General features: G+C 52.9%; 26 protein-coding genes and 1 tRNA gene. 12 read left to right on the top strand and 15 right to left on the bottom strand.

Going from position 1 to position 25,421, the window contains the following annotated elements; translation table 11 throughout:
* Window positions 1-132: 132 nt before the first annotated feature.
* The 7 genes from modC to OLX08_RS01310 form a co-directional block, all read right to left on the bottom strand.
* The gene (gene modC, locus OLX08_RS01340; protein WP_391482005.1) at window positions 133-1,212 is read right to left on the bottom strand and encodes a molybdenum ABC transporter ATP-binding protein; all 1,080 of its coding nucleotides are present in this window, start codon (window positions 1,210-1,212) and stop codon (window positions 133-135) included.
* Window positions 1,212-1,898 (bottom strand): molybdate ABC transporter permease subunit, encoded by a 687-nt coding sequence (modB, locus tag OLX08_RS01335; RefSeq protein WP_391483157.1) that lies wholly within the window; start codon window positions 1,896-1,898, stop codon window positions 1,212-1,214. The genes modC and modB overlap by 1 nt, the downstream gene beginning before the upstream one ends.
* A complete protein-coding gene (gene modA / locus OLX08_RS01330) occupies window positions 1,898-2,641 on the bottom strand; it encodes a molybdate ABC transporter substrate-binding protein (RefSeq protein WP_391482004.1) in 744 nt (247 codons plus the stop codon). Before modA ends, modB begins: the two co-directional genes overlap by 1 nt.
* Before the next feature lie 46 nt (window positions 2,642-2,687).
* Window positions 2,688-4,172 carry a glycerol kinase GlpK gene (glpK, locus tag OLX08_RS01325; RefSeq protein ID WP_391482003.1) on the bottom strand — a complete coding sequence of 495 codons (1,485 nt, stop codon included), beginning with the start codon at window positions 4,170-4,172 and terminating at the stop codon, window positions 2,688-2,690.
* A gap of 69 nt (window positions 4,173-4,241) precedes the next feature.
* Window positions 4,242-5,792 carry a glycerol-3-phosphate dehydrogenase gene (glpD, locus tag OLX08_RS01320; protein ID WP_391482002.1) on the bottom strand — a complete coding sequence of 517 codons (1,551 nt, stop codon included), beginning with the start codon at window positions 5,790-5,792 and terminating at the stop codon, window positions 4,242-4,244.
* Between the two features lie 64 nt (window positions 5,793-5,856).
* Window positions 5,857-6,579, bottom strand: a complete 723-nt coding sequence (locus OLX08_RS01315) for an RlmE family RNA methyltransferase (RefSeq protein WP_048597471.1) — start codon at window positions 6,577-6,579, stop codon at window positions 5,857-5,859.
* On the bottom strand, window positions 6,572-7,681 hold the full coding sequence (locus tag OLX08_RS01310; RefSeq protein WP_391482000.1) for a Ppx/GppA phosphatase family protein: 1,110 nt from the start codon (window positions 7,679-7,681) through the stop codon (window positions 6,572-6,574). The genes OLX08_RS01315 and OLX08_RS01310 overlap by 8 nt, the downstream gene beginning before the upstream one ends.
* A gap of 240 nt (window positions 7,682-7,921) precedes the next feature.
* On the opposite strand from OLX08_RS01310, the gene OLX08_RS01305 reads away from it, so the two are divergent.
* The 5 genes from OLX08_RS01305 to OLX08_RS01285 all read left to right on the top strand — a co-directional run bounded on the left by OLX08_RS01305 (window position 7,922) and on the right by OLX08_RS01285 (window position 12,972).
* The gene (locus tag OLX08_RS01305; protein ID WP_391481998.1) at window positions 7,922-8,260 is read left to right on the top strand and encodes a virulence factor; all 339 of its coding nucleotides are present in this window, start codon (window positions 7,922-7,924) and stop codon (window positions 8,258-8,260) included.
* Window positions 8,261-8,289: 29 nt separating this feature from the next.
* Window positions 8,290-9,225, top strand: a complete 936-nt coding sequence (locus tag OLX08_RS01300) for a methylenetetrahydrofolate reductase (protein WP_391481996.1) — start codon at window positions 8,290-8,292, stop codon at window positions 9,223-9,225.
* A 2-nt stretch (window positions 9,226-9,227) separates the two neighbouring features.
* The gene (locus OLX08_RS01295) at window positions 9,228-10,298 is read left to right on the top strand and encodes a methyltetrahydrofolate cobalamin methyltransferase (protein WP_391481994.1); all 1,071 of its coding nucleotides are present in this window, start codon (window positions 9,228-9,230) and stop codon (window positions 10,296-10,298) included.
* A 50-nt stretch (window positions 10,299-10,348) separates the two neighbouring features.
* Window positions 10,349-12,385 (top strand): ASKHA domain-containing protein, encoded by a 2,037-nt coding sequence (locus tag OLX08_RS01290; RefSeq protein ID WP_391481992.1) that lies wholly within the window; start codon window positions 10,349-10,351, stop codon window positions 12,383-12,385.
* A 116-nt stretch (window positions 12,386-12,501) separates the two neighbouring features.
* Window positions 12,502-12,972 carry an acyl-CoA thioesterase gene (locus OLX08_RS01285; RefSeq protein WP_391481991.1) on the top strand — a complete coding sequence of 157 codons (471 nt, stop codon included), beginning with the start codon at window positions 12,502-12,504 and terminating at the stop codon, window positions 12,970-12,972.
* On the opposite strand, the gene pgi is transcribed toward OLX08_RS01285, so the two are convergent.
* The 6 genes from pgi to OLX08_RS01255 all read right to left on the bottom strand — a co-directional run bounded on the left by pgi (window position 12,969) and on the right by OLX08_RS01255 (window position 18,904).
* A complete protein-coding gene (gene pgi / locus OLX08_RS01280) occupies window positions 12,969-14,567 on the bottom strand; it encodes a glucose-6-phosphate isomerase (protein WP_391481989.1) in 1,599 nt (532 codons plus the stop codon). The two genes, OLX08_RS01285 and pgi, sit on opposite strands and share 4 nt — an antisense overlap.
* 15 nt (window positions 14,568-14,582) lie before the next feature.
* Complete coding sequence (pgl, locus tag OLX08_RS01275; RefSeq protein ID WP_391481987.1) at window positions 14,583-15,260, bottom strand: 6-phosphogluconolactonase; 678 nt, start codon at window positions 15,258-15,260, stop codon at window positions 14,583-14,585.
* Between the two features lie 3 nt (window positions 15,261-15,263).
* Window positions 15,264-16,718 carry a glucose-6-phosphate dehydrogenase gene (gene zwf / locus OLX08_RS01270; protein ID WP_391481985.1) on the bottom strand — a complete coding sequence of 485 codons (1,455 nt, stop codon included), beginning with the start codon at window positions 16,716-16,718 and terminating at the stop codon, window positions 15,264-15,266.
* A gap of 81 nt (window positions 16,719-16,799) precedes the next feature.
* Window positions 16,800-17,384 carry an HNH endonuclease gene (locus OLX08_RS01265; protein ID WP_048597461.1) on the bottom strand — a complete coding sequence of 195 codons (585 nt, stop codon included), beginning with the start codon at window positions 17,382-17,384 and terminating at the stop codon, window positions 16,800-16,802.
* 250 nt (window positions 17,385-17,634) lie between these two features.
* Entirely contained in the window at window positions 17,635-18,213 is a 579-nt protein-coding gene (locus OLX08_RS01260) for a YceI family protein (protein ID WP_391481984.1), read from the bottom strand.
* A 151-nt stretch (window positions 18,214-18,364) separates the two neighbouring features.
* Window positions 18,365-18,904 carry a hypothetical protein gene (locus OLX08_RS01255; RefSeq protein WP_391481982.1) on the bottom strand — a complete coding sequence of 180 codons (540 nt, stop codon included), beginning with the start codon at window positions 18,902-18,904 and terminating at the stop codon, window positions 18,365-18,367.
* A gap of 242 nt (window positions 18,905-19,146) precedes the next feature.
* Here OLX08_RS01255 and rpsF point away from each other — a divergent pair, with 242 nt between their 5' ends.
* Genes rpsF through rplI form a run of 3 tightly spaced genes read left to right on the top strand, consistent with a single transcriptional unit; the run spans window position 19,147 to window position 20,374 of the window.
* Window positions 19,147-19,503 (top strand): 30S ribosomal protein S6, encoded by a 357-nt coding sequence (rpsF, locus tag OLX08_RS01250; RefSeq protein ID WP_048597458.1) that lies wholly within the window; start codon window positions 19,147-19,149, stop codon window positions 19,501-19,503.
* Window positions 19,504-19,517: 14 nt separating this feature from the next.
* Window positions 19,518-19,745 carry a 30S ribosomal protein S18 gene (rpsR, locus tag OLX08_RS01245; RefSeq protein ID WP_036700444.1) on the top strand — a complete coding sequence of 76 codons (228 nt, stop codon included), beginning with the start codon at window positions 19,518-19,520 and terminating at the stop codon, window positions 19,743-19,745.
* 11 nt (window positions 19,746-19,756) lie between these two features.
* On the top strand, window positions 19,757-20,374 hold the full coding sequence (gene rplI / locus OLX08_RS01240; RefSeq protein WP_391481980.1) for a 50S ribosomal protein L9: 618 nt from the start codon (window positions 19,757-19,759) through the stop codon (window positions 20,372-20,374).
* Between the two features lie 401 nt (window positions 20,375-20,775).
* Here rplI and tig read toward each other — a convergent pair whose 3' ends face one another.
* Together tig and OLX08_RS01230 are read right to left on the bottom strand one after the other, a co-directional pair.
* The gene (gene tig, locus OLX08_RS01235) at window positions 20,776-22,107 is read right to left on the bottom strand and encodes a trigger factor (RefSeq protein WP_391481978.1); all 1,332 of its coding nucleotides are present in this window, start codon (window positions 22,105-22,107) and stop codon (window positions 20,776-20,778) included.
* A gap of 107 nt (window positions 22,108-22,214) precedes the next feature.
* Window positions 22,215-22,299, bottom strand: a tRNA-Leu gene (locus OLX08_RS01230).
* Window positions 22,300-22,475: 176 nt separating this feature from the next.
* On the opposite strand from OLX08_RS01230, the gene OLX08_RS01225 reads away from it, so the two are divergent.
* From OLX08_RS01225 to OLX08_RS01210, 4 genes are all read left to right on the top strand, one after another.
* Entirely contained in the window at window positions 22,476-22,985 is a 510-nt protein-coding gene (locus OLX08_RS01225) for a Hint domain-containing protein (RefSeq protein ID WP_391481976.1), read from the top strand.
* A gap of 175 nt (window positions 22,986-23,160) precedes the next feature.
* A complete protein-coding gene (locus OLX08_RS01220) occupies window positions 23,161-23,499 on the top strand; it encodes a P-II family nitrogen regulator (RefSeq protein ID WP_048597454.1) in 339 nt (112 codons plus the stop codon).
* A gap of 40 nt (window positions 23,500-23,539) precedes the next feature.
* On the top strand, window positions 23,540-24,949 hold the full coding sequence (gene glnA, locus OLX08_RS01215; RefSeq protein WP_391481975.1) for a type I glutamate--ammonia ligase: 1,410 nt from the start codon (window positions 23,540-23,542) through the stop codon (window positions 24,947-24,949).
* 244 nt (window positions 24,950-25,193) lie between these two features.
* A complete protein-coding gene (locus OLX08_RS01210) occupies window positions 25,194-25,394 on the top strand; it encodes a hypothetical protein (protein WP_391481974.1) in 201 nt (66 codons plus the stop codon).
* Window positions 25,395-25,421 lie beyond the last annotated feature (27 nt).

The raw sequence follows: 25,421 nt of genomic DNA, 5'->3' as shown, positions 1-25,421 counted from the left end.
GAGATACCGGAGCCTTTGCGCAAGCGTTGACCGTCAGACATGAAAAAATGCTTAAAGAGGCGCCATCAAATGCGGTGCCCCAGACCATAAATGAATAAAATTTGAGGAACTATATGTCTATAAACACGGTGACTATGAGATTTGGGGGTCAGTCAAAGACAGAGACTTAACGACCAACCAACACGCCGCGCCCACCTCAAGTGCGAGGGCTTGCAATGATCGGTTTGTCACAAAAGCCAGGATGTGATCACTGCCACATTTTAGGTCAACCACACCGCCGCGCGCGCCTGCGGGCGTGATACTAACGATGGATCCATGCCAAATATTGAGCGCGCTTAACCCAATCGGTTTTTCACGCGAAATCATCACGTCTTTTGCAAGGACCCGTATACGCACATCCGCGCCGACTTTAGTCTCAATTTGGGCCAACATCGCGGACCCTGCGGATGTAGCAATCTCGGTGATGCCATCAGGATGATGCGCAACGACGTGACCATTAATAACAGCACCGGTTTGAGACGGGCCAAAGAACTGTGACAGTTCAGGATTGGCCAAGACAGCAGCCAGCGCTCCCTGCTTCACCACGCGGCCTTCATCAATCAAGGCAACATCATCAGCAAGTCGGACAACATCGTTCAAATCGTGACTTATAAGGATCATCGGCAAAGAAAGCTCGCGTTTAAGGCGCAGCAGGTACGGAATAATTTCTTCCCTTCTTGCTTGATCAACTGCGGCAAGCGGCTCGTCCAAAAGCAGGGCACGAGGCTGAGATAAAATTGCCCTACCAATGGCAACGCGCTGTGCCTCGCCACCGGATAACGTTGCAGGCCGCTGGTGCAAGACGCGTTCAAGGCCTAGCAGATCAACTACCTCTTCAAACGCGCCATTAAGTTTTTTTGCGCGACCAAACTGTTCAGCATAGCGAAGATTTCCATCAACGGTCATATGCGGAAACAAACGCGCGTCTTGGTAGATCACCCCAAGCCGCCTGCGGTGCGTTGGAACACAAATTGACTGCCTTGTGTCTAACAGTGTTTCGCCCGCCACACTCAAGACAGCGAACTGTGGTGCAAAGCTCCCCTCAAGCGCTTTGATCAGCGACGTTTTGCCAGCGCCGGACGGTCCAAAAAGCGCCAGAACGCGGGCATCCGAGCGAACGTGCACATCAAGACTGGCCGCGTTGAATTGATGCCGTACCCGCAGATCAAACATCACAAGCCACGCTTTCTCATCCAGCGTCCGAGCAGCTCACCGGCCGTGAGTGCGACGACAGACAATAGAACTGATATTCCGGCCAACCACATGACTACGGACTCACCATTCGGGATTTGTAAGAAGTTGTAGATTGCCGACGGGATGGTTTGAGTTTGGCCCGGGATGCTTGCAACAAATGTTATTGTGGCACCAAATTCACCAAGTGCCTTGGCAAATCCAAGTATGGCGCCAGCCAATATGCCGGGTGCGATCAGGGGCAATGTGATTGTAAGAAAACATATTATTTTTGAAGCCCCTAGGCTGGCTGCCGCCGCCTCCAAGCCTTTATCCGATGCGTCAAGCACTTGCTGGATTGCACGGACCATAAGGGGAAACCCCATGATCGCCGCCGCCAGCACTGCGCCGGTCCAGCGAAAAGCGAAAACAATCCCCAAGTCCGCGAGGAGTGAACCGACATAACCGTTTGAGCCAAACATCAAAAGCAACGCGTAGCCCGTCACAACCGGAGGTAAAACAAGGGGAAGGTAGACAACAACAGTCAACAAGCCCCTGCCCCAAAAGACCACACGCGTGAGTAGATATGCCACAAGAACGGCCACCGGCAACGCACAAACGGTCGCAACGCTAGCTACTTTTAGAGACAGCCAGACGGCCTGCCAAACCTGCGGCGAGACCTCGGCCATCATGGCGCCTCAAATCCCATATCTAACAGTATTCTCTGCGTTTCAGTCCGAGAAAGAAAATCCACAAAATCGCTACCCGCTTGCGTCAAAGCCAAGGCCGGATACTCAATAGGATCGTGCAAGTTTTCATCAAACAAAGCGACTTCATAAACACCCTTGGTGATACTTAATGCATCCGTCAAGTAAACAATCCCAAGAGGCACTTCGCCACGTCTGACGAAATTCAGCACGCCCTGCACACTAGATGCCTCAACAAGTGTATCTTGCACATCATCCCATATACTTAGCCGCTCAAGCGCTTGCCGCGCATAAATTCCGGCGGGCACAGCTTGGGTTAACCCTACCGCTAATCGCCCCCCCCGAAGCGCCGCGTTCCAGTGCTGCGGGTCGTTCAGCTCAAATGAACCACGCTCCGTCGCACTTATCAAAACCAACCGGTTCTTTGCGACTATTGCTCTTGCTTGGACGACAAGGCTTTCGTCGCTTTGAAGCACATCGGCCCAAACAATATTTGCAGACACAAACACATCGGCCTGTGCGCCTTGCTGAATTTGTCGAACGTTTGTGGCCGTGCCAGCAAACGACACAGAGACACGCCCCCCCGTCTCAGTCTCATATAGCGGGACGAGTTTATCAAAAACGGGCTTGAGGCTTGATGCGGCAAATACGGTGATCTGATCGGCACGCAGCGATGTCGCAACGCTGATAAAAACACACACTGCTATGCAAAAGGCTCTGATCATTGGCGCACCGTAGTGTTCAACAACTGGCAGGCCAAGCAGAAACAGCTTAGCTCAATGTCCGGCGAACGGCGTCTTTCCATCCCGCATATTTCTGCGATCTATCATCATCAGTCATTTTTGGCTCAAACCGACGATCAAGCGCCCAATTGTCAGCAAATCCTGCTTGGTCCGGATAAATGCCAGCCTGCATTCCCGCAAGCCAAGCCGCACCAAGTGCTGTGGTTTCCAAAACCTCGGGCCGGTCAACTTGCGCCCCAATGATGTCCGCCAAAAACTGCATGGTCCAGTCTGAGGCGCTCATTCCGCCATCAACCCGCAAAACGGCCGCCTCTGCACCGCCGCTCCAATCTGCAGTCATAGCTTCAAGCAGATCACGCGTCTGAAAACCCACACTTTCAAGGGCGGCGCGTGCAAACTCTGCCGGTCCCGACCCACGGGTCAAACCGAAAATTGCGCCACGGCAATCCGCATCCCAATACGGCGCCCCAAGTCCGGTGAACGCGGGCACAAGATAAAGCGGCTGCGTTTCATCTGCTGCCTCAGCCAAAGCTTGTGTTTCACTTGCCTCACGTATCATTTTGGCACCGTCACGCATCCATTGAACAACGGCGCCAGCGATAAATATAGACCCTTCAAGGGCGTATGTCGGGGTTCCATCAAGCTGATACGCAATCGTGCTCAAAAGTCGGTTTTCACTGCGGACAAGTGTCTCGCCCGTGTTCAAAAGCGCAAAGCAGCCAGTACCATACGTCGACTTAAGCATACCGGGTTTGAAACAAGCCTGCCCGATTGTAGCCGCTTGTTGATCTCCAGCAACTCCAAGAATTGGAAGGGGTTTTCCAAACAAATCGGCGCGCGTGTCTCCGAAATGCCCCGCACTGTCCTTGACGACAGGCAGCATGTCCATCGGGATATCAAGCAGCGAACAGATGTCCGCGTCCCACTGTCCGTTGCGAATGTCATAAAGCATGGTGCGAGCAGCATTTGTGGCGTCTGTTACATGGGACGCACCGCCTGTCAGGTTCCAGATGATAAAGCTATCAACAGTCCCAAACAGCAAGTTACCATTTTTGGCCGCCTGACGCGCACCCTCATTTTCGTCCAATATCCATTTCAGTTTTGTGGCACTAAAATAGGGATCAAGCAGCAATCCCGTTCGCTCGGTAATGAGTGCTTCATGCCCATCGGCCTTCAGAGCCTGACAAAGCGCAGATGTCCGGCGGTCCTGCCAGACAATTGCATTTCCAAGCGGCTGGCCTGTCTCTTTATCCCAAACCACTGTTGTTTCGCGCTGATTTGTGATGCCGATCGCGACAATATCATCTGCGGATATATCAGCCTTTTCCATGACCGAACGGCAAACCGCAGCAGTACTGGACCACAGATCCGTAGGGTCATGTTCAACCCAGCCAGAGTGCGGGAAATGCTGAGGGAATTCTTCTTGGGCTGTGGCTTGGCGCTGCATATTTTCGTCAAACAGGATAGCACGACTTGACGTGGTACCCTGATCAATTGCCATAATATATCGCATGCTACGCTCTCCCTTTTATCCGCTTTTCGACGCTAATGAGACACCTGTCCGCCCCATAAAACAACATAATTACAGCTGGTTATCTACAAACCACGCATCAATTGCGGACACTTGTTCAGCACTTAATCGCAGACCCAGCTTCGTGCGCCGCCAAACGGCATCCTCAGCACATGTTGCAAACTCAGCGTCTCGCATCCAGCGCAATTCGGCCTCTGTCAACGTTGCCCCAAAATCGGTGCCTAAATCATCAATCGTTTTGGCATCACCCAAAACATCCCGCGCTTCGGTTCCGTAGGCGCGGATCATTCGCAGTGCCCAACGATCATCCAAGAACGGATATGCAGCCTGCAAATCTGTCACCAAATCTTGCACGCCATTTACGGGAAAGTCCCCCCCAGGCATCGGAACACCTGCGGTCCAATCGCCACTCATCTTAGGGAAAATATCTGTTAGCTTGGCCAAAGCGTGTTTAGCCAGTTTCCGGTAGGTCGTAATTTTCCCGCCGAAAATGTTCAAAACAGGGGCGGCCGTTTCGTCAAGGCTCAGGACATAATCACGGGTCGCGGCCGTGGCGCTTGTCGCGCCGTCATCATAAAGCGGCCGAACACCGGCATATGTCCACACGACGTCTTCTTTGGTGATGTCCTGCTTTACATAGCCGTTCACAAAATTGATCAGATAGTCGCGTTCTTCATCACTGATCTGCGGACGGGTGTCCGCATTGTCATGGTCCGCGTCCGTTGTGCCGATCAAAGTGAAGTCAGTTTCATAGGGGATGGCAAAGATAATGCGGCCATCTTCACCTTGGAAAAAGTAGCATTTATCGTGATCAAACAACCGCTTGGTGACAATATGCGAGCCGCGGACAAGGCGTACACCTTCTGTCGTGTTTTGCCGAATTGTCCCGCGTATAATATCTTCAACCCACGGGCCGCCAGCGTTCACAAGACATTTGGCGTGATACACCTGTCCACCCTCAACGGTAACTTTCCAATGATCGTCAAAACGATCCGCAGAAAGGACTTTGGTGCGCGGCATAATGTTGGCGCCGCGTGCTTGGGCATCACGGGCGTTCAGGATCACGAGACGGCTGTCTTCAACCCAGCAATCGCTGTACTCAAACGCTTTGGCAAAACGGTCATCAAGTGGCGCACCAACAGGGTCCGTCTTTAAATTAACAGTTTTCGTAGCAGGCAAAAGTTTTCGACCACCCATGTTATCATAAAGAAATAGTCCAACACGGATCAGCCAAGACGGTCTTCGCCCCTTCATCCACGGCATCACGAAACTGAGCAGCTTAGACGTGGGGGTATTGCCTTCAAAACGCATGTCACGGTGAAACGGCAGCACAAAACGCATGGGCCAAGAGATATGCGGCATCGCACTTAGCAAGATTTCACGCTCGATCAGTGCTTCTTTTACCAAGCGAAATTCGAAGAACTCCAGGTACCGCAGCCCGCCATGGAACAGTTTGGTCGATGAGGACGATGTGGCCCATCCAAGGTCATTCATCTCCGCAAGCGCCACGTTAAGCCCGCGCCCTTGGGCATCACGCGCAATGCCGCAGCCATTCACGCCACCGCCAATAATAAACAAATCGTAAAGTGTATCGTCAGCCAAGGTACCACTCCTACCCCTTGAATGAGAGCGCTAACAAACTGTGCAGACGCCCGCAAGTGTGAGCCTAATGCGCACCGCCTCTGAAGCCCGTCGCCACAACAAATTTCTCTGAACTATCGGAACGTGACGCAGGCGGTTTCACATTGTGAACCTTCGTGAATTGCTGCTTCAACAATTTCTGCAGATCACCCTCCGCACCACCGGCAAGCACTTTGGCGACAAACGTCCCTCCCTCATCAAGCACATCGAACGCAAAATAAGCAGCCGCTTCGCACAGCGCCATAATACGTAGGTGGTCCGTCTGTTTGTGACCGGAACTGGACGCCGCCATATCGGACATAACCACGTCCGCCTGCCCGCCAAGCCAACCTTTGACTTTGTCATCGGCACCGTCTTCAAGAAAATCCAGAACGTGCAACTCGCAGCCTGCGATCGGCTCTACTTGTTGCAAATCAATCCCCAGAATTGTGCCTTGGCGTTTGCCGGCGCGATCTCCCATGGCGTTAACCCGTTTGGTCGCGACCTGACACCACCCACCAGGCGCACAGCCCAAATCAACGACGCGTGCGCCCGGAACCAAAAACCGGAATTTATCATCAAGTTCCAGTATTTTATATGCGGCACGTCCACGATATCCATCCGCCTGGGCACGCTTTACATAAGGATCGTTAAGTTGGCGCTGCAACCAAAGCGTTGAAGACATCCGACGCCCGCGCGCTGATTTGACTTTTACTTTCAGGTCCCGCTGTCCGCGTCCTGACGTGTTTTCACCGGGTTTTTTAACCATAAGTCACGTCCTCCAGAACGCCATCTTGAGACATCTGTGCATAAAGCAACCCTTCGCGCAAACCACGGTCCGCAACAGACAACCGGTCCGTTGGCCACGAGCGCAACAAGGCCTGCAAAATCGCCGAGCCGGACATGATCAGAGCGTGCCGATCACGGCCAATGCGCGGGTCATTGCGGCGACCCTCTGGCCCCATTGAAAGGTAGTCTCGTATCACAGCATCAATTTCATCAGACGTCATTCGCATGCCATCCACTTTCGAGCGGTCATAACGCCGCAATCCCAAATGTGAAGCGGCGACTGTAGTTACAGTGCCGCTGGTGCCAATAATCTGAAACCCTTCGCGGGACTGTTCTTCGGCATAAGGCGCAAACGGCGCAAGATTTTCCTCAAAAAACCATGACATAAGCGCAAAACATGCCGCATCATCGGCCACATCGCTGAATTGCTCACGCAGCGTCGCGACACCTAAAGGCACGGAGATCCAGTCAACAACACGGGCACCGCCTGCAAATTCAAACCCCTGATGCAGCGCCATAATGGCTTGGGCGCGGGAATTGGGCTCAACTTGTGACAAATCGATCCAAACCAATTCCGTCGAACCACCGCCGATATCAACCACCAAAAGCTGTTCCGTTCTGCGCGACACAAGCGGCGCACAGGAGATAACCGCCAAGCGGGCCTCTTCCTCAGGCGCAATAATATCAAGGCTAAGTCCCGTTTCACGTTTGATGTAGCGGATGAAATCCTGTGCATTACCTGCGCGTCTACACGCTTCGGTGGCGACAAGCTTCATCCGCTTGACTCCATGCTTCTTCAGCTTTTGCTTACAGATACGCATCGCTTGCACCGTACGCGCCATGGACGCGCGGCTTAGCTTTCCGCTGCTCTCGAGCCCCACCCCAAGCTGGACGGATTTCGAGAAACTATCCACAATGCGGAATTGAGCGCCCTCGGGGCGCGCAATCAGCATGCGGCAACTGTTCGTGCCCAGATCAAGTGCCGCATAAAGCGGCGCTTTGTCCGAGCCTTTTCTTCGAGGCGCGGGTCGTTCTACCAATTTCGGGACCGCGGCCGCACCAGAGGGACGCAGTGGCGTCATCATAAACGCCTTTCATATCAAGTTACCTTCATCATAAACCCGCATCCCGCCCCGCGCAAGAATTGCCTGCATAAAGATGATGTATAATTCTCAACGGTACTGCCCTCGCAGAGGTGTTGGTGAGCGGATATGTAAATTGAATGAAAGTCGCATGGCGCGCACATCATGTCGAAAACAAGCGTCGTTTTTTGAGCGCGCTGCGCGAGTGTCACGTAACAGCTTAACGGAAGGCGGAATCACATGGCCGAAGTCACAATCGTTTATTGGCGCGACATGCCTGCACAGGTTATCGTTGGTAAAGGCCGGCGCGGCACAAAACTGCCTTTGCCCGAACGGTTCGAGCAAGCCATTGACCGGGCAGCGATGAAATCTGGTGCGGCGGAAAGTGATGACTATTTGGCCGAATGGCACAAAGCGCCCCCCTACACCGTTGAAGGCGCAGATGCAGACGTGGCAGAGGCCGAAGTTGCACGCATTGATGCGGAATACGACCAAGCACGCCTAAAGCAGCTTATCGATGCAGATGGCTGGGCATCCGCGCATGACGCCGCCCAAAATACCGCGCAAGCGGCCCAGTAGACGCAGCCCAGTTAGACGGAGACACCGCAATGGCCCTTTTGAACTTTGGACGCAAAGAAGCGTTGGCACCCGCCCCCGTCAATCCGGTTCTGGAAAGTTTCCTTCAAGACTTCTCAATCGAAGTCATGCCGCGCACAGCTGAGAAAATCGAAGATTTTCGCGCATTGCTGCCGCAAAAAACACGAGTTTATATCGCACACATTGAAGGCACGCCCATCGAGGATATGGTTGCCACCGCCGCGCGTCTGAACGGCCAAGGTTTTGATGTCATGCCACATTTTCCTGCGCGCATCATCAAAGATACCGCCACTCTCAAAGACTGGATCGCGCGTTACCAGGGTGAAGCGAATGTGGACCAAGCGCTTTTGCTTGCCGGCGGCGTCACCACACCACACGGCGATTTTGACAGTTCAATGCAGCTTCTTGAAACAGGTGCATTTGGCGAGGCTGGCTTTAAGCGCCTTCACGTAGCGGGCCACCCTGAGGGCAACAAAGACATTGACCCCGACGGCAGCATGAAAAACGTCACGCAAGCCCTTGAATGGAAGCAAAAGTTTTCTGAAAGCTCTGACGCCGAAATGGCTCTTGCCACGCAGTTCTGCTTTGAAGCAAAGCCTGTGATCGCATGGGCAAATGATCTGGCTGAGGCTGGCATCAACATCCCGATCCACATTGGCGTGGCGGGGCCTGCAAAGCTGCAGACATTGATCAAATTCTCTATCGCCTGCGGTGTGGGCGCGTCTTTGCGGGTGCTTCAAAAACGCGCCAAAGATGTAACCAAGCTGCTGCTGCCGTTCGAGCCAACAGAATTTCTGACTGCACTGGCCGAACACAAAGCCGCAAACCCGAATTTCAACATCACACACGTCCACTTCTTCCCGCTGGGCGGCATCAAAACAAACGCAACATGGGTCACCGAAAATGGTGGCGCAGCTGGCACACCTGCCCTTAACGCACAGGACTAAAAATGACCCGTACAGTAATTGAATCAAAGACCAAGACAGCGATTATCGGGTTTGACGAGCCGTTCTGCGTGATCGGTGAGCGCATCAATCCAACGGGTCGTAAGAAGCTGGCCGAGGAGTTGGAAGCGGGTGATTTTTCACGGGTTGAGGCCGACGCAATTGCGCAGGTTGCTGCGGGTGCCGATATCCTCGATATTAACTCTGGTGCAGTTTTCACCAACAAAATGGCCGAAGACCCCCGCTATGCGGACAACAACTTTGTCGAACCACCTTTGATGCGCGAAATGGTTGAGCGCGTTCAGGCAATCGTCGACGTGCCGCTTTGTATCGACAGCTCTGTTCCGGGCGCGCTTGAAAATGGTCTTGCCGCTGCTGAAGGTCGTCCTCTGCTGAACTCAGTCACGGGTGAGGAAGAACGGCTGGAACTGGTCCTGCCGCTCGTGAAGAAATACAACGTGCCAGTGGTCGCTATTTCGAACGATGATACTGGTATCTCCGAGGACCCCGATGTGCGTTTTGCGGTTGCCAAGAAGATCGTTGAGCGTGCCGCTGACTTCGGCATCCCTGCCCATGACATCGTTGTTGACCCACTCGTGATGCCCGTTGGCGCGATGGGCACTGCTGGCCTGCAGGTTTTCACCCTTGTGCGCCGTTTGCGCGATGAGCTTGGCGTCAACACGACTTGCGGTGCGTCTAACGTAAGTTTCGGCCTTCCAAACCGTCACGGCATCAACAACGCCTTCCTGCCAATGGCAATGACTGCTGGCATGACCTCTGCAATCATGAACCCGATCGCTCTTCCAATTGGGCCCATCAAAATTGCGGAGCGTAAGGAAAAGCTGCTCGAAGCAGGTGTGATTATCCCAGATGATATGGACGATGAAACTTTCGTTAAACTCATGGGTATGGGCAGCACTTTGGCGCGCCCCGGCAAAGAGATGGAGGCCATTCGCGCTGCAAACTTCTTGATGGATCATGACCCGTCTGGCGCTGCATGGATCAATTTTAATAAAGACCCGGATGCCGCCCTCGCTGGTGGGCGTGCAGGTGGACGCCGTCGCCGCCGCGGCTAAACTTAAGTCTCATTGATTGGGTTAATCACTACGATTTCGAGGAACACATAATGTCTGATCCACTCGTTATTTTCACGCCATCAGGTAAGCGCGGCACGTTTCCCGTGGGCACGCCGATCCTGACCGCCGCGCGTCAATTGGGAGTGGACCTCGACTCAGTCTGTGGCGGGCGTGGGATTTGCTCGAAATGTCAGATCACGCCTTCATTTGGTGATTTCCCCAAGCACGGCGTGACCGTCCATCCAGACGCGCTTTCGGAATGGAACAGCGTTGAGCAGCGCTATCACGACAAGCGCGGCTTGGTCGAAGGACGGCGTCTTGGCTGTCAGGCGACAGTTCAAGGCGACATTGTCATCGACGTGCCTGCGACTTCACAAGTACACAAACAAGTTGTTCGTAAAGAGGCATCGACCCGCCCCATTCTTCTTGATCCTGCAACACGGCTCTATCTGGTCAGCGTCGACGAGCCGGATATGCATGAACCTACGGGTGATCTTGAGAGACTAAAGCGTGCCTTAGCAAATCAATGGAATATCAATGATGTAGAGGCCGATCTTAAAGTTCTGCATCAACTGCAAAAAAGTCTGCGCAAGGGCGAGTGGACCGTCACAGTCGCACTGCACCGCCCCGATCACGGACCCCAGCGTGTGATTGATGTTTGGCCCGGGTTTTTCGAGGGCCCTCTTTACGGTCTTGCAATCGATCTTGGCTCCACCACCATCGCTGCACATCTATGTGACCTGACAACCGGTGATGTTCTTACTTCTGCGGGGCTCATGAACCCACAAATCCGCTTTGGCGAAGACCTGATGTCGCGGGTATCCTATGTGATGATGAACCCCGGCGGTGATGTTGAAATGACGAACGCCGTGCGTGCCGCAATCAACGAGTTGACGGAAACTCTTGCAACCCAAGGCGACATTGACCCGAAACACATCGTCGAAACAGTGTTCGTTTGTAACCCTGTGATGCACCACCTGCTCCTTGGCATTGATCCGGTTGAGCTTGGGCAAGCGCCTTTTGCCTTGGCCACTTCAGAAGCGCTTGAGTTGCCGGCGTCTGACCTTGACCTGACGGCAATGCACCGATCAGCGCGGGTTTTCATCTTACCCTGCATCGCGGGCCATGTAGGCGCTGACGCAGCGGCGGTCGCGCTTTCGGAGGCGCCAGATCAATCAGACGAGTTGACCTTGGTCGTTGATGTTGGAACCAACGCAGAGATCCTGCTTGGCAGCAAAGAAAAAGTACTCGCCTGTTCATCGCCCACGGGTCCCGCTTTTGAAGGGGCCCAAATCTCAAGCGGCCAACGCGCAGCGCCGGGTGCGATTGAGCGCATAGAGATTGACCCTACCACAAAAGAGCCGCGCTTCCGTGTTATCGGTTCTGATCTGTGGTCCGACGATTCAGATTTTGCCAGCCAAACAGCCGCGACAGGCATCACGGGTATTTGCGGCTCTGGCATCATCGAAGCCGTTGCGGAAATGCGCATGGCAGGCCTTCTTGACCCCTCTGGCCTGATTGGCTCGGCGGAACAAACAGGCACAGACAGGTGTATCGTCGATGGTCGCACACATAGCTATGTATTGTACGACGGCAGAGCCCATGACGGCCCCGTAATCACGGTAACCCAAGGTGATATTCGCGCGATCCAGCTCGCCAAATCGGCGCTTTATGCAGGTGCGCGGCTTTTAATGGACCAAATGGGCATTGAGACAGTTGACCGCATAACTCTTGCGGGCGCTTTTGGTGCCCACATTAGCCCCAAACACGCGATGGTGCTTGGTATGATCCCTGACGCAGCACTGGATAAAGTGACCTCTGCGGGCAACGCTGCAGGCCATGGCGCGCGCATTGCGCTTTGCAACCGTCAGTCCCGAATTGACATCAGCAAAACCGTCCGCGAGATCGAGAAAGTTGAAACTGCGATTGAGCCAAAGTTCCAAGAGCATTTCGTAAACGCCAACGCCATTCCCCATAAAACGGACCTCTTCCCGACCCTGCGCAGTATTACCAATCTACCTGATGTCAGCTTCAATCAAGGGTCTGGCGGCGGATCAGGTGGCAGAAGGCGGCGGCGCTCGGCGTAGACCTCGATGCTCGAAAGCTGCGCGGCCAAGACGGTATATAGGGCAGCGTTAACGGGCTGGAATAATATCAGGCGATCACGCATGGTAGCCGGACATAAATAACCACCGGTGACCCTGTGACACTTCCTTTCCTTACTCCGCTCAACACCACACAACTACGCTCTGTGGGCATTCCTGAGCCTTGGGCCTTCGGGGTGGCGGATAAAGTCCGCTTTGGCGAGTTAGATGCGCTCGGACACGTAAACAACGTGGCCTATATGAGTTGGTTTGAGGTCGTCCGAATTCATTATTTTCGCAACTATGGCTTGTCAGACTACAAAAGCGCGGACCGTCCCAGATTGGTACTGGCCAACGCTAATGTGACCTACAAAGCCGAAATGCATTTGGGGCAAGACTATATCGCCACTGCGCGGACCGCGCAGTTTGGAAACACCAGCTTCACGATGGAATATGCGGTCTATGGCGACACGCTACACGCCACCGGAAGTGCCGTTATTGTTCAGCTTAATCAAGACAGTACAAAGCGCGCGCTACCGGAGGCCCTTAAAGAAAAGATGGCCCGTTTAGACAGTGCAACACCGCGTTAGCCACGCAACGAATGGACGTATTCGACAAGACCGCGGGTGGAGCTGTCTTTGTTGTCAGCTGATTGATTGCCTTCAACAACTGGCGTCAGACTGACAGCAAGCTCCTTGCCAAGTTCGACACCCCATTGATCGTAAGAATTGATGCCAAGGATCACACCTTCGACAAAAACGCGGTGCTCATAAAGTGCGATAAGCTGCCCCAGAACAAACGGTGTAAGCTTAGGGTAAATCAGTGTCGTAGACGGCTTGTTGCCCTCGAAAACACGGTGCGCAGCTTGGCGTTCAAGTTCAGCGCCTTCAAAGCCTTTCGCTGCCATGAGCCCACGCGCAACATCCATTGAACGGCCAGTCATCAGCGCCTCGGATTGCGCCAAACAGTTCGCCAAAAGTAGCGTATGATGCTCGGTCAGATGTTCTTGATGACCTTGTGCGGCAACAATAAATTCACACGGGACAACAGTACGACCCTGGTGGATCAACTGGTAGAAAGCGTGCTGTCCATTCGTGCCGGGCTCACCCCAAACAACAGGGCCCGTCACAGTTTCAACAGCACTACCATCCATGGCAACTGATTTGCCATTACTCTCCATTTCAAGCTGTTGAAGGTAAGCTGGCAAGCGGCTTAGACGTTGATCATAGGGCAAAACGGCCCGTGTCGGAAAGCCCATACCTTGGTGATGCCAAAGACCAATAAATGCTAACATGACAGGCATATTCTTAGCAAGGTCTGCTGTTTGGAAATGAACATCCATGTCCTGCGCACCGCGCAAGAACTCTTCAAACGCATCGGGGCCAACAGCCAACATCAAAGACAGGCCAATCGGACCCCACATGGAATAGCGCCCGCCCACCCAATCTTCAAAACCGAAAACACGCTCGGAAGGAATGCCAAAAGCGGCAGTTTTTTCGGCTGCTGTCGACACCGCCACAAATTGCGCCGCAGGATCGCGGACAACTGTCTCCATCCATTTGCGGACGGTTGTCGCATTTGTCATTGTTTCGATGGTTGTGAACGTTTTTGACGCGACAATAACAAGTGTCGTTTCAGGATTAAGAAGCGCAAGTTTATCCGCAGCATCAGCACCGTCTACATTTGAGATAAAGTGCGTCCGCGGCCCGTTGTGATAAGGCGCAAGAGCAAGCGTTGCCATCGCTGGTCCAAGGTCTGAGCCCCCAATTCCAATGTTCACCACATCTGTGATGGTACCACCCTGCCCTTTAAAAGCACCCGCCCGGACATCATCGGCAAACTGTTGCATCCGCTTAAGCGTTGCCGTGATCTCGGGCATGACATCATCCCCGTCCACATGAACAGGGCCGCCATCAAGATGACGAAGAGCCGTATGGAGCACAGCACGCCCCTCAGTTTCGTTAATTTTTTCACCAGAAAACATGGCGCTACGGCGTGTAGGCACATCTTTTGCCATATCGACGAGCATGTCCAAATCGGCGGCTTTCAGATGTGTTTTGGAATAGTCAAAAAGTAAATTGCCATGTTTGATCGAGAAATCCTCAAACCGGCTATCTTGCTGGCACAGCTCAAGAATTGAATTTGCGCGCGCCGCATCGGCACGTTGTTTCAGATCATTCCACATGGGCATCAGTCTTTCTTAAGCAGCGCCCGTCCAATGGACAGTTGCATCGTTCAAAACAAGGTTAATCGGCGCGGCTTCAATCAGCTTGCCTGCAGCATTATCAAGTGCGGTGCGCTTTTCGGCGCCCTTGATAACAACATGCGTATGAAGGGCTGATTTCAGCACCGGTCCACTCAATGAAACACGCGGTTCGGTGGCACCACCACCGCGAATAGGCACGACCGGTGCGGCATTGTCATCAAGTGCGGCATCAAGACCGTCAGCGTGCGGGAACAGGCTTGCGGTGTGCATATCTGCCCCCATCCCCAACAGCAGGACCGAGACTGGTAGAGATGCTCCGATCGTATCGTTCACTTTGACAAGACCAACTTCTGGTGTCTCATCGCCCGTAAAAAACGGGATGAATTGTGCCGCGGACGCCTGTCTCACAAGAAGCCGCTCACGGAGAAGCTTGGTATTAGAGCGGTCAGATGTCTCAGGTACCCACCGCTCGTCACTAAGCATCACGCGGACACGCGACCAGTCAAGTTTAACACCACACAATATGTCAAAGACAGGCCCGGGCGTTGTACCGCCAGGAACGGCTAAAGTAGCGGTGTCATGGGTCAGCAGAACCTCTTCGAGATCACCAGCGATCCGATCCGCCAGCGCCATCATCATCAATTCTTCGTCCGCGTATTCGAGAAAATTCATGATCTACCCCTTTATATCGCGCCAGCGGCGACCATCACGGTGCATCAACATCAGCGCGTCTTCTGGCCCGTTTGAGCCGATATCATATGGTTTGGGCACATCGGAACGGGCCTGCCACTTTGCAATCAGAGGATCGGTCCAACTCCAAGCAGCTTCCACTTCGTCACCGCGCATAAAGAGCGTTTGGTTGCCACGGATCACGTCCATAATCAGCCGCTCGTACGCGTCCGGCACATCATCAGCTTCTGGTCCAAGCGCGTCGGCAAACGTCATATCAAGAGGCACATCAACCAGCCGCATGCCACCTGGGCCAGGCTCTTTGATCGTGACGTCAAGTGTCATGCCTTCGTTGGGCTGTAACTGAATCGACAGTTCGTTATGGCGCTGCCCGCCTTCGTCCCCGAAAATACTATGGGGCGGATCTTTGAAGACCACAGTGATCTCGGACGACCGCGCCTTCATCCGCTTACCGGTCCGAAGATAAAACGGTGTGCCAGCCCACCGCCAATTAGACAACTGCAGCTTGAGCGCGATAAAGCTTTCCGTAAAACTTCTTTCGTTTTCAACATCTTGCCGATAGGAGTTCATGTCACCATGAGCGCTATATTGACCACGAACAATATGGTGTGTCTCTACATCATCAAGTGCACGTATGACTTTCAGTTTTTCATCGCGAACCGCATCGGGGTCAAACTTTGACGGCGGCTCCATCGCAATGAGGCAGAGCAATTGCATCAAGTGGTTCTGCACCATATCGCGCATCGCGCCAGACTTATCATAGTAGCCCCCGCGCCCACCAACGCCGACAGTTTCAGCAACAGTAATCTGAATATGATCGATGTACTGGCTGTTCCAAAGCGGCTCAAACAAGATGTTGCCGAAACGGACAGCCATCAGGTTTTGAACAGTTTCTTTGCCCAGATAGTGATCAATACGGTAAATTTGGCTTTCATCAAAGTGTTTAGCCAAATCATGGTTCAGCGCGCGCGCCGTCTCAAGATCACGACCAAAAGGTTTCTCAACGACAATGCGAGAGGCCGCATCGGCTAGCCCAAAACTGGTTAACCGCTCTGCGATATCGGCAAAAAGACCCGGCCCTACGGACAGATAGAACGCCCGAACCACACCACTGCGCATTTGCGCCGCAAGTTCTTTCCAACCACCGTCGCCACGTGCGTCGGTCGTCACATAGTGCAGTTGTAGCAAAAAGTCGGGAAGTTCAGGGCGTGATGAAAGATCATCTCCGCCGAATTCTATAATTGCATCGCGGACAAGTGTCCGAAAGCCATCGCTATCCATTTCTGAGCGCGCAGCACCAATGATACGGGCGTCCGCGGGCATCTGTCCGGCACAAAAGCGGCGGAAAAGACCCGGTAAAATCTTGCGGCGTGCAAGGTCACCAGTCCCGCCGAAAATTACCAAATCAAAATCATCTACGGGTATGACGCGACTGACCATGGGCAAACTTCTCCTTTGAACGCTATGTTAGCGCTAAACTTGAGCCCCTGTTACGATCAAATCCAAAGACTGTCCAGCGTCTCAGGCTTCCAGTTCGGCGTCCCAGTAGAGAAAATCCATCCAACTTTCATGCAAATGGTTCGGCGGAAACTTTCGCCCCATGTTCCGAAGTTGCTCTGATTCAGGCTGCCGCGGCGGTTTGCGAAGGCTCATCCCCAACTGTTTAAGTGAACGCGACCCCTTCTTCAGGTTACATGGGCTGCATGCCGCGACCACATTCGTCCAGCTGGTAATCCCGCCATCGGCGCGCGGCACCACATGATCAAAAGTCAGATCCCCTTTTGAACCACAATACTGACAGGTGAATTCATCGCGCAGAAACAGATTAAACCGTGTAAAAGCAACACGCTTTTGCGGCTTCACATAGTCTTTCAAAACCACCACAGAAGGGATTTTGATTTTCGTCGAGGGCGAGCTGACGTAATCATCATATTCCGCGACAATATCAACCCGCTCAAGCCACGCGGCCTTAATGGCATCCTGCCACGGCCAGAGTGAAAGCGGATAATAGCTAAGCGGGCGATAATCAGCGTTCAGCACAAGGGCTGGATTATGCCGTAAGTTATTGGGTTCCCGTACAAAACTTGTCCTGAACTCGGGTTCCATTGGGTCGTGACCTCCGCATAGGTTTTTCATCGCCCAAAACGGGCAAGTCCGAAACACATGCGGGTGCAAGGTCCCGTCCTAAGCACGACTATATATGGCGTTGGGCATCTGGCAAGCCTCTAGATAGGCCCTGAATGTCGCAGGTCGCAGTGGCCCCTTGTAAAACGAAAAAGCCGCCCCGCGTGTATGCTAAACAAACGCGCGGGACGGCTTTGGGCGGACATCTGTCCGCCACTGTTTTCAGGCTGGATTATTCGGCTTTTTGCGCCTCGATTGAGATTTTCACCTCAACCGCATCGCTGACGGCTGGGGCAAAGTTGCCAACACCGAAGTCAGAGCGCAACAACGTGGTTGTCGCATCAAAACCCAACCAAGGCTTGTTGGCGAACGGGTGCGCGGCAGCCTTGTTCAAAACCGCATTAAGCACAACGGATTTGGTCACTTCGTTCATGGTCAAATCACCTGTGATCTTGGCTGTATCATCGCCCGTCACTTCGATTGCAGTTGATGTAAATGTTACCAAATCACCTTCTTTTGCGCCGAAAAAGTCATCGCTCATGAAGTGGCCTTCGCGCGCTTCCCAGCCGGTGAACATGCTCATGACAGGCATTGAGACGTTGACAGAACTGGACGCAGGCGCGTCGGCGTCAAACATAATCTCGCCTTCAAAGCCAGAGAACATACCGTAAGTTGTTGAAAACCCAAGGTGATCATAGCTGAACAGAACTTGGCTGTGGCTCGCATCAAGTGTGTATTTTTCAGCGGCAGCAAACGCGCTGGTCACAAGGCCAGCAGCCAAAACAGACGAAGTAAGAAGAGTACGGAACATAAAATAGCATCCTTTGGTAAATGTTTCTGGTCACACCACATACGTTGCACCGGTGTTAATCAACTCGCGATCTATCAACATGTCGTGTTCGCAAAAGCACAAACACGTGAAGGTAACAGCAATTGTGCACATCAGTGCACATGGCGCACCACTAACCAATCACCGCGATCAGCCGATGATAAATGGCAAACACTTGGCCTTGGGGCCCTAACACAAGGACCTCTGCCAAAGATGTATCTGTAGGCCGTGCTGCGATACCTGCGCCCTGCTCTGTTCGGACCATTGCAATTTGATCAGCGTTCGTCAGCCGCATAGAGCGGATAATCTTGCCCGAGCCAATTTGACGCCGACGCAAAACTTTTGTGCGAAAATCAAATTCGGTCTGTGTTTGGCCGGTGCTGCGCGCGCCGTAGATCATCAAAGCACCCACCACGACGAAAAGAGCGCAAGCAGCCATCTGAACAGCCCAAAGCGCGCTTGGGATATCATGGCGGTTCATGGCAGCCATCAAAATCCCCGCGCACAACAGCGCCACGCCAACCACAACGGTCGCAAGCTGCCCCAAGACACGCGCATTCACAGGACCGCGCTCTGTGATAATGATACCCCACTCGGTTTCGGTCACATCCAACCGGATATCGACGACGGCTGGATCATGGGAAAAATCTCTGGCTGGACTGCTTATACTCATAAATTTTCTCACCTCGTTATTCCGCCACACAAACCGCAAAGAACGGCAAAAAAGAGGCGCTTCAGCGGCCCTGCCAAGAAAAAGAAAAACTGTTGCGGTCTGCGGGCTTGCGCCATGTGTGTAAGGGCGCTAAACGGCAAGCCTGTCGTCCAACTCGATTGAACCGCGTAACCTCTCGTGGGTGGACGGGCGGCAGTTCATACCACCCTTTGAAGTGCGCCAGAAAATGAATGGAGCAACCCATGCCTTTGTATGAGCATGTGTTCATCGCGCGTCAGGACTTGTCCAACGCGCAAGCTGAATCCCTGATCGAACACTTCGGGACTGTCCTTGCGGACAACGGCGGCAAAGCTGTCGACTCAGAATATTGGGGCGTCAAAACGATGGCCTACAAAATCAACAAAAACCGCAAAGGCCACTACGCCTATTTGCGCTCCGACGCGCCGGCAACGGCCGTTCAGGAGATGGAACGCCTGATGCGTTTGCATGAAGATGTGATGCGTGTGCTGACCATCAAAGTCGATGAGCACGCAGAGCTGCCATCCGTACAAATGCAAAAACGCGAAGAACGTGGCGATCGCCGCGAGCGCCGCAGCTAAGAAAGGGCTAAACCATGGCAACTAAACCATTTTTCCGCCGTCGCAAAGTGTGCCCCTTCTCTGGTGAGAACGCACCCGCGATCGATTACAAAGACACACGTCTTCTGCAGCGCTACATTTCTGAGCGTGGCAAAATCGTGCCGTCCCGCATCACTGCAGTCTCTGCCAAGAAACAACGCGAGTTGGCCCGTGCCATCAAACGCGCCCGTTTCCTCGCTCTGCTGCCATACGCTGTTAAGTAAGGAGAAAGCACATGCAAGTTATCCTTCTCGAACGCGTTGCGAAACTCGGCCAAATGGGCGAAGTCGTCGACGTAAAGCCAGGTTACGCACGTAACTTTTTGCTTCCACAAGGCAAAGCGTTGACTGCTTCAAAAGGCAACATCGCTGGGTTTGAAGCACAAAAAGCACAACTCGAAGCACAGAACCTCGAAACCAAGAAAGAAGCCGATGCAATGGCTGAAAAGCTTGGCGGACAGCAGTTTGTTGTGATTCGCTCTGCATCAGACGCAGGCGCGCTCTACGGTTCCGTGACAACACGCGACGCCGCAGAAGCTGCAACTGCCGAAGGCTTCACGCTTGACCGCAAACAGGTTGCATTGATCGCGCCGATCAAAATTCTCGGCCTGCATGACGTAGCCGTGAAATTGCACCCAGAAGTTGAGTGCACAATCACCATGAACGTTGCACGCTCAACCGAAGAAGCCGAGCTTCAAGCCTCAGGCAAGTCGATCCAAGAATTGGCTGCAGAAGCCGAAGCTGAAGCAGAATTCGAAATTGCGGAACTGTTTGACGATATCGGCTCTGCTGCATCTGACGACGATGATCTTGATGTGGCACCAGCTGCTGCAGATGATGCGGACGACGCTTAAGACTAGGCCTTTTCACTAGATCTAAAAAATTAGAAAGCCGCGCCCGATTGGACGCGGCTTTTTTCTTGGCTAAGATAAAGACGGCACAAAGCGTTAGAATAAGTAGCGGACCATGATCGCCGCCAGCATCACAACGCCCGCGACAACCACGGCCGTATCCACCAAGCTACCAAACCCTAAACCACGTTTTTTGTTATCCGACATACTCACCACCACATCACCGATTACTAAAAACCCTGCGCGAGTGGGCCACCGAAACGATCCCTGTGTCAAGCACGCGCAGAAGCGAATTTACAAATCACAAAGCGACACCAATAAGCAGGCACAAAAAAGCCGTCCCTGATTGTTCAGGAACGGCCTATTCTTGTCAGTGCATGCGCGCCCAGTGGGCGCTGCTAGAATTACTCGTCTTCGAGTGCTTCTACAGCAGATTGCAGGTCATCCTTGCTCACTTCTTTTTCAGACACTTTGGCTTGATCCGCGATGTGATCTACCACTTTGTCTTCAAAGAGAGGTGCGCGCAGTTGCTGCTGCATCTGCTGGTTTTGTTGAACGAATTCAAAGAACTGACGCTCCTGACCAGGGTACTGACGCGCTTGGTTCATGATCGCTTGGGTCATTTCTGCATCGCTCACTTCAACAGCGGCCTTCTGACCAATCTCTGCAAGCAACAGACCAAGGCGAACGCGGCGGCCAGCCAATGCGATATGCTCTTCTGTTGGCGTAATTTCTGGGTGGTCGTGACCTTCCACCTCAGGGTTCTCTTCGTGCCACAGTTGGTGCGCAATTTGACCCGCTTCTGCATCAAGCAAAGACGGTGGTAGATCGAAATCAACCTTTTTGTCCAACGCATCAAGCAGACCACGCTTCATAACTGCACGGGCAGCACCGGCATATTCTGCTTCAAGACGCTCGCCGATTTGACCTTTCAACGAAGCAAGATCTTCTGCGCCAAAACCCTTGGCCATCTCGTCATTAATTTCAGCAGCAACAGGCTCTTTCACCGCTTTGATTGTGCATGTGAATGTTGCCTCTTTGCCCGCAAGATGCTCGGCTTGATAATCTTCTGGGAAAGACACAACAACGTCTTTCACTTCTTCGGCTTTTACGCCAACAAGCTGCTCTTCGAAGCCCGGGATGAACGAGTTTGAACCCAGAACCAACGGGTAATCTTCAGCAGCGCCGCCATCAAATGCTTCGCCGTCAACTTTGCCCAAGAAATCCATAACGACTTGATCGCCATCTTTCGCTTTGGTGCCTTTTTTGCGGTCTTTGAAGTTTTGCGCAGTCTCGGCCAATGAAACCAGCGCCTCATCGAGCGCCGCGTCGTCAGCTTTAACAACCAGTTTCTCAAGCTCGATGTCTGAGAAATCAACGTCAGGAATGGCTGGCAGAGCTTCGTAGCTCATGTCTACGGCAACATCGTCGCCCTCTTTCCAGTTTTCGTTGGTCATTTTGACTTCTGGCTGCATCGCCGGACGATCACCAGTTTCTTCAAAATGCTTCGCCATTGCGCCATCGATGGCTTCTTGCATGGCTTCGCCCATCACGCGTGGACCGTATTGCTTTTTCAGCAACGCCATCGGGACTTTGCCCTTGCGGAAGCCCTTCATTTCGATTTCTGGCTGCGCTTCGACCAGTTTCTCATTAACTTTGGCGTCCAATTCCGCGGCAGGTACCACGATGGAATAAGCGCGTTTCAGACCTTCGTTCAATGTCTCAGTGACCTGCATAGGGATCGTCCTTTTATCGGCGTAATACGTAATTCAGCGGCCCTTCTATGAGGGTCGGCCAAAAGGTGCAAGCGCCTTTCAAAATATGCCTAAATCTATTGTGTAAATGGTACGGGTGAAGGGACTTGAACCCCCACGCCTCGCGGCGCCAGAACCTAAATCTGGTGCGTCTACCAATTCCGCCACACCCGCACTGAGCAAGCACTTAGCAAAGCTCTGCGCGGGATGCGAGAGGGTTTTTGCGCAACAGGCGAAAAAATCTGCATAAAATGCGTCAGGTCCCAGAACTCTTACCAAGACATCACGTTCACCCTTTGTTAAGGTTAAGGCATTGAGACAGTAGCAGGACTTGCGTGATGGAGCCGAAAATGGCCGGACGCACTGCAGAGCAGGTTAATACATACACAAGAACTGACCACTCTAACGGTGTGCACGAATTACATACGTCCGGTTTTGTGCCCGGCACGTTAATCATGACAGCGGAAGGCGAGCTTCCCGTTGAATACCTTAACGCAGGCGATCGCATTGTATCGCGCAACCGCGGTTTGGTCAGGCTTCACGGCATTCATCAGAGTTCTGATATCTTAGACCCGATACACATGTCCGCCCATGCGCTCGGACCTGACCTACCCCGCGGTCATCTGTGTTTACGCTCCGATCAACCTGTTTTGCTGCGGAACTGGCTGGCGAAGGCCCTCCGCGGGACACCTCAAGCGATCATTAATGCTGAAAAACTAGTGAACGGTGAGACGATCGTTCGCGGAACCAAGCGGCGCACGCCGTTGCTACACCTACAGTTTGATACCCCGCAGATCATTTATGCGAACGGGCTTGAAATGATCGTTGAGCGCGAACATGTCGCATCATTAACCGAGTAATCTTGCTCCAAGTAAGGCGCAGTTTATTTTCTGCGGTTATTTTCGGCGCATTGCTTAATTTTTAAGCAGCAATTCTAAATTCGCTGGTCACAGCCGATCTGTGTCGTCTGATATATTGTCCCCCACCCACAGACATGATTTGCCCGTAGCAGCACAATTCAGGAGGCTCTGCGCGGTGAAAAAACTCGAAGCAATCATTAAGCCGTTCAAATTGGACGAAGTTAAAGAAGCGCTCCAAGATATTGGTGTGCAAGGCCTTTCCGTAATTGAAGTCAAAGGTTTTGGCCGTCAAAAGGGGCACACAGAACTGTATCGTGGCGCTGAGTATGTCGTGGATTTTCTGCCTAAAGTGAAAATTGAAGTCGTATTGCCCGATGATCTGCTTGATCCAGCGATTGACGCGATCATCAACGCGGCCAAAACAGACAAAATCGGCGATGGTAAGATTTTCGTATCTGACGTAAGCCAAGCCATCCGCATTCGTACCGGTGAAACCGGCGACGACGCTATCTAACCCATTCTTTACCCACACTATTTCTAAGGGAGCCATGGTAATGACAACCAACGCTGACATCGTAAAGATGATCAAGGACGAAGACATCGAGTATGTCGACATCCGTTTCACAGACCCACGCGGCAAGCTGCAGCACGTAACTGTAATCAATGACGAAGTTGACGAAGACTTCCTTGACGGCGGTTTCATGTTCGACGGCTCATCCATTGCGGGCTGGAAATCGATCGAAGAGTCAGACATGAAGCTGATCCCCGATGCCAACTCTGCTTACATCGACCCGTTCTATGCTGAAAAAACACTCTGCATTCACTGCTCGGTCGTTGAGCCAGACACTGGCGAGCCCTACTCACGCGACCCACGCGGCACCGCAGAAAAAGCAGAAGCCTACCTGATCTCGTCAGGCATTGGCGACCAGTCATTCTTTGGCCCAGAAGCTGAATTCTTCCTATTTGACGACGTACGTTTCTCTGTTGAAATGAACAAAGTGTCTTACCAAATCGACGCACAAGACGCGTCATGGAACACAGACACCGAGTACGAAATGGGCAACATGGGCCACCGTCCTGGCGTTAAAGGTGGTTACTTCCCTGTTAACCCAATTGACGATGCGCAAGACATCCGCGGCGAAATGCTGTCGACCATGAAGCGCATGGGCATGAAGGTGGACAAGCACCACCACGAAGTGGCGTCATGCCAGCACGAGCTTGGCCTTATCTTCGGTTCACTCACCAAGCAAGCCGATGAGCTGCAGAAATACAAATACGTGATCCACAACGTGGCACACGCATACGGTAAATCCGCAACCTTCATGCCAAAGCCAATCGCAGGCGATAACGGCACGGGCATGCACGTAAACATGTCCATCTGGAAAGATGGTAAGCCATTGTTTGCAGGTGACAAATACGCCGATCTCAGCCAAGAAGCACTGTATTTCATTGGCGGCATCTTGAAGCACGCAAAAGCACTGAACGCGTTCACAAACCCGTCCACAAACAGCTACAAGCGTTTGATCCCGGGCTTTGAAGCACCTGTTCTGCGCGCATATTCTGCTCGTAACCGCTCAGGCTGCGTACGTATTCCGTGGGCCGAAAGCCCCAAAGCAAAACGCGTCGAAGCTCGTTTCCCTGATCCCGCAGCCAACCCATACTTGTGCTTTGCAGCCTTGTTGATGGCTGGCCTTGACGGCATCAAAAACAAGATTGACCCAGGTGCGGCGTCTGACAAAGACCTTTACGACCTGCCACCAGAAGAGCTTGCAGAAATTCCAACAGTCTGCGGCAGCTTGCGCGAAGCGCTTGACGCTCTGGAAGCAGATCACGAGTTCCTCTTGGCCGGTGACGTGTTCACAAAAGACCAAATTGATGGCTACGTTGCTCTCAAAATGGAAGAACTGGTGGCGTATGAGCACACACCACACCCTGTTGAATTCAAAATGTACTACAGCTGCTAATCGCTGCTTTAGATGACAGAACTAAGGGCGCTCCGCATCGGGGCGCCCTTTTTCGTAGGCGTGTGGCAGACTTATGCGCCACAGCCCACAGCTTGAATAAGTGACATAACTGTCTCACCAACACGCATTAACTATCGCAAATGACACTTTTTCGACTTCGGAAACAAAACATTTCCACAATTTTAACCTTATTGTTCCCAAATCGGCATCTAAACAAAGATCATCCAATAAAAGGATTGCACAGATGTCGATATCCCAGACCACGCCCCCAAATGCCGCGCACGGCCAAATCAGTCCCAAGCGCATTGAACGCAAGACCCTGTCGATCCGCAAACGCGGCAGCGGCGGATGGTCGGCGATTGCAATCCAATTACGCGCCGCGCGCCCTGCCCGCGCAACTTTGGAAGAACGTCTGCGCCGCGGTCTGATCTGCTGCTCGGCCTAACACCACATCTCATCTCCCCCCGACCAA

It is taken from the genome of Nereida ignava (assembly GCF_047114695.1).
In the GTDB taxonomy this organism is placed as follows: domain Bacteria; phylum Pseudomonadota; class Alphaproteobacteria; order Rhodobacterales; family Rhodobacteraceae; genus Nereida; species Nereida ignava.
The sequence above is the reverse complement of the archived record's forward strand: the minus strand, read 5'-3'. Positions and strand labels throughout refer to the sequence as shown.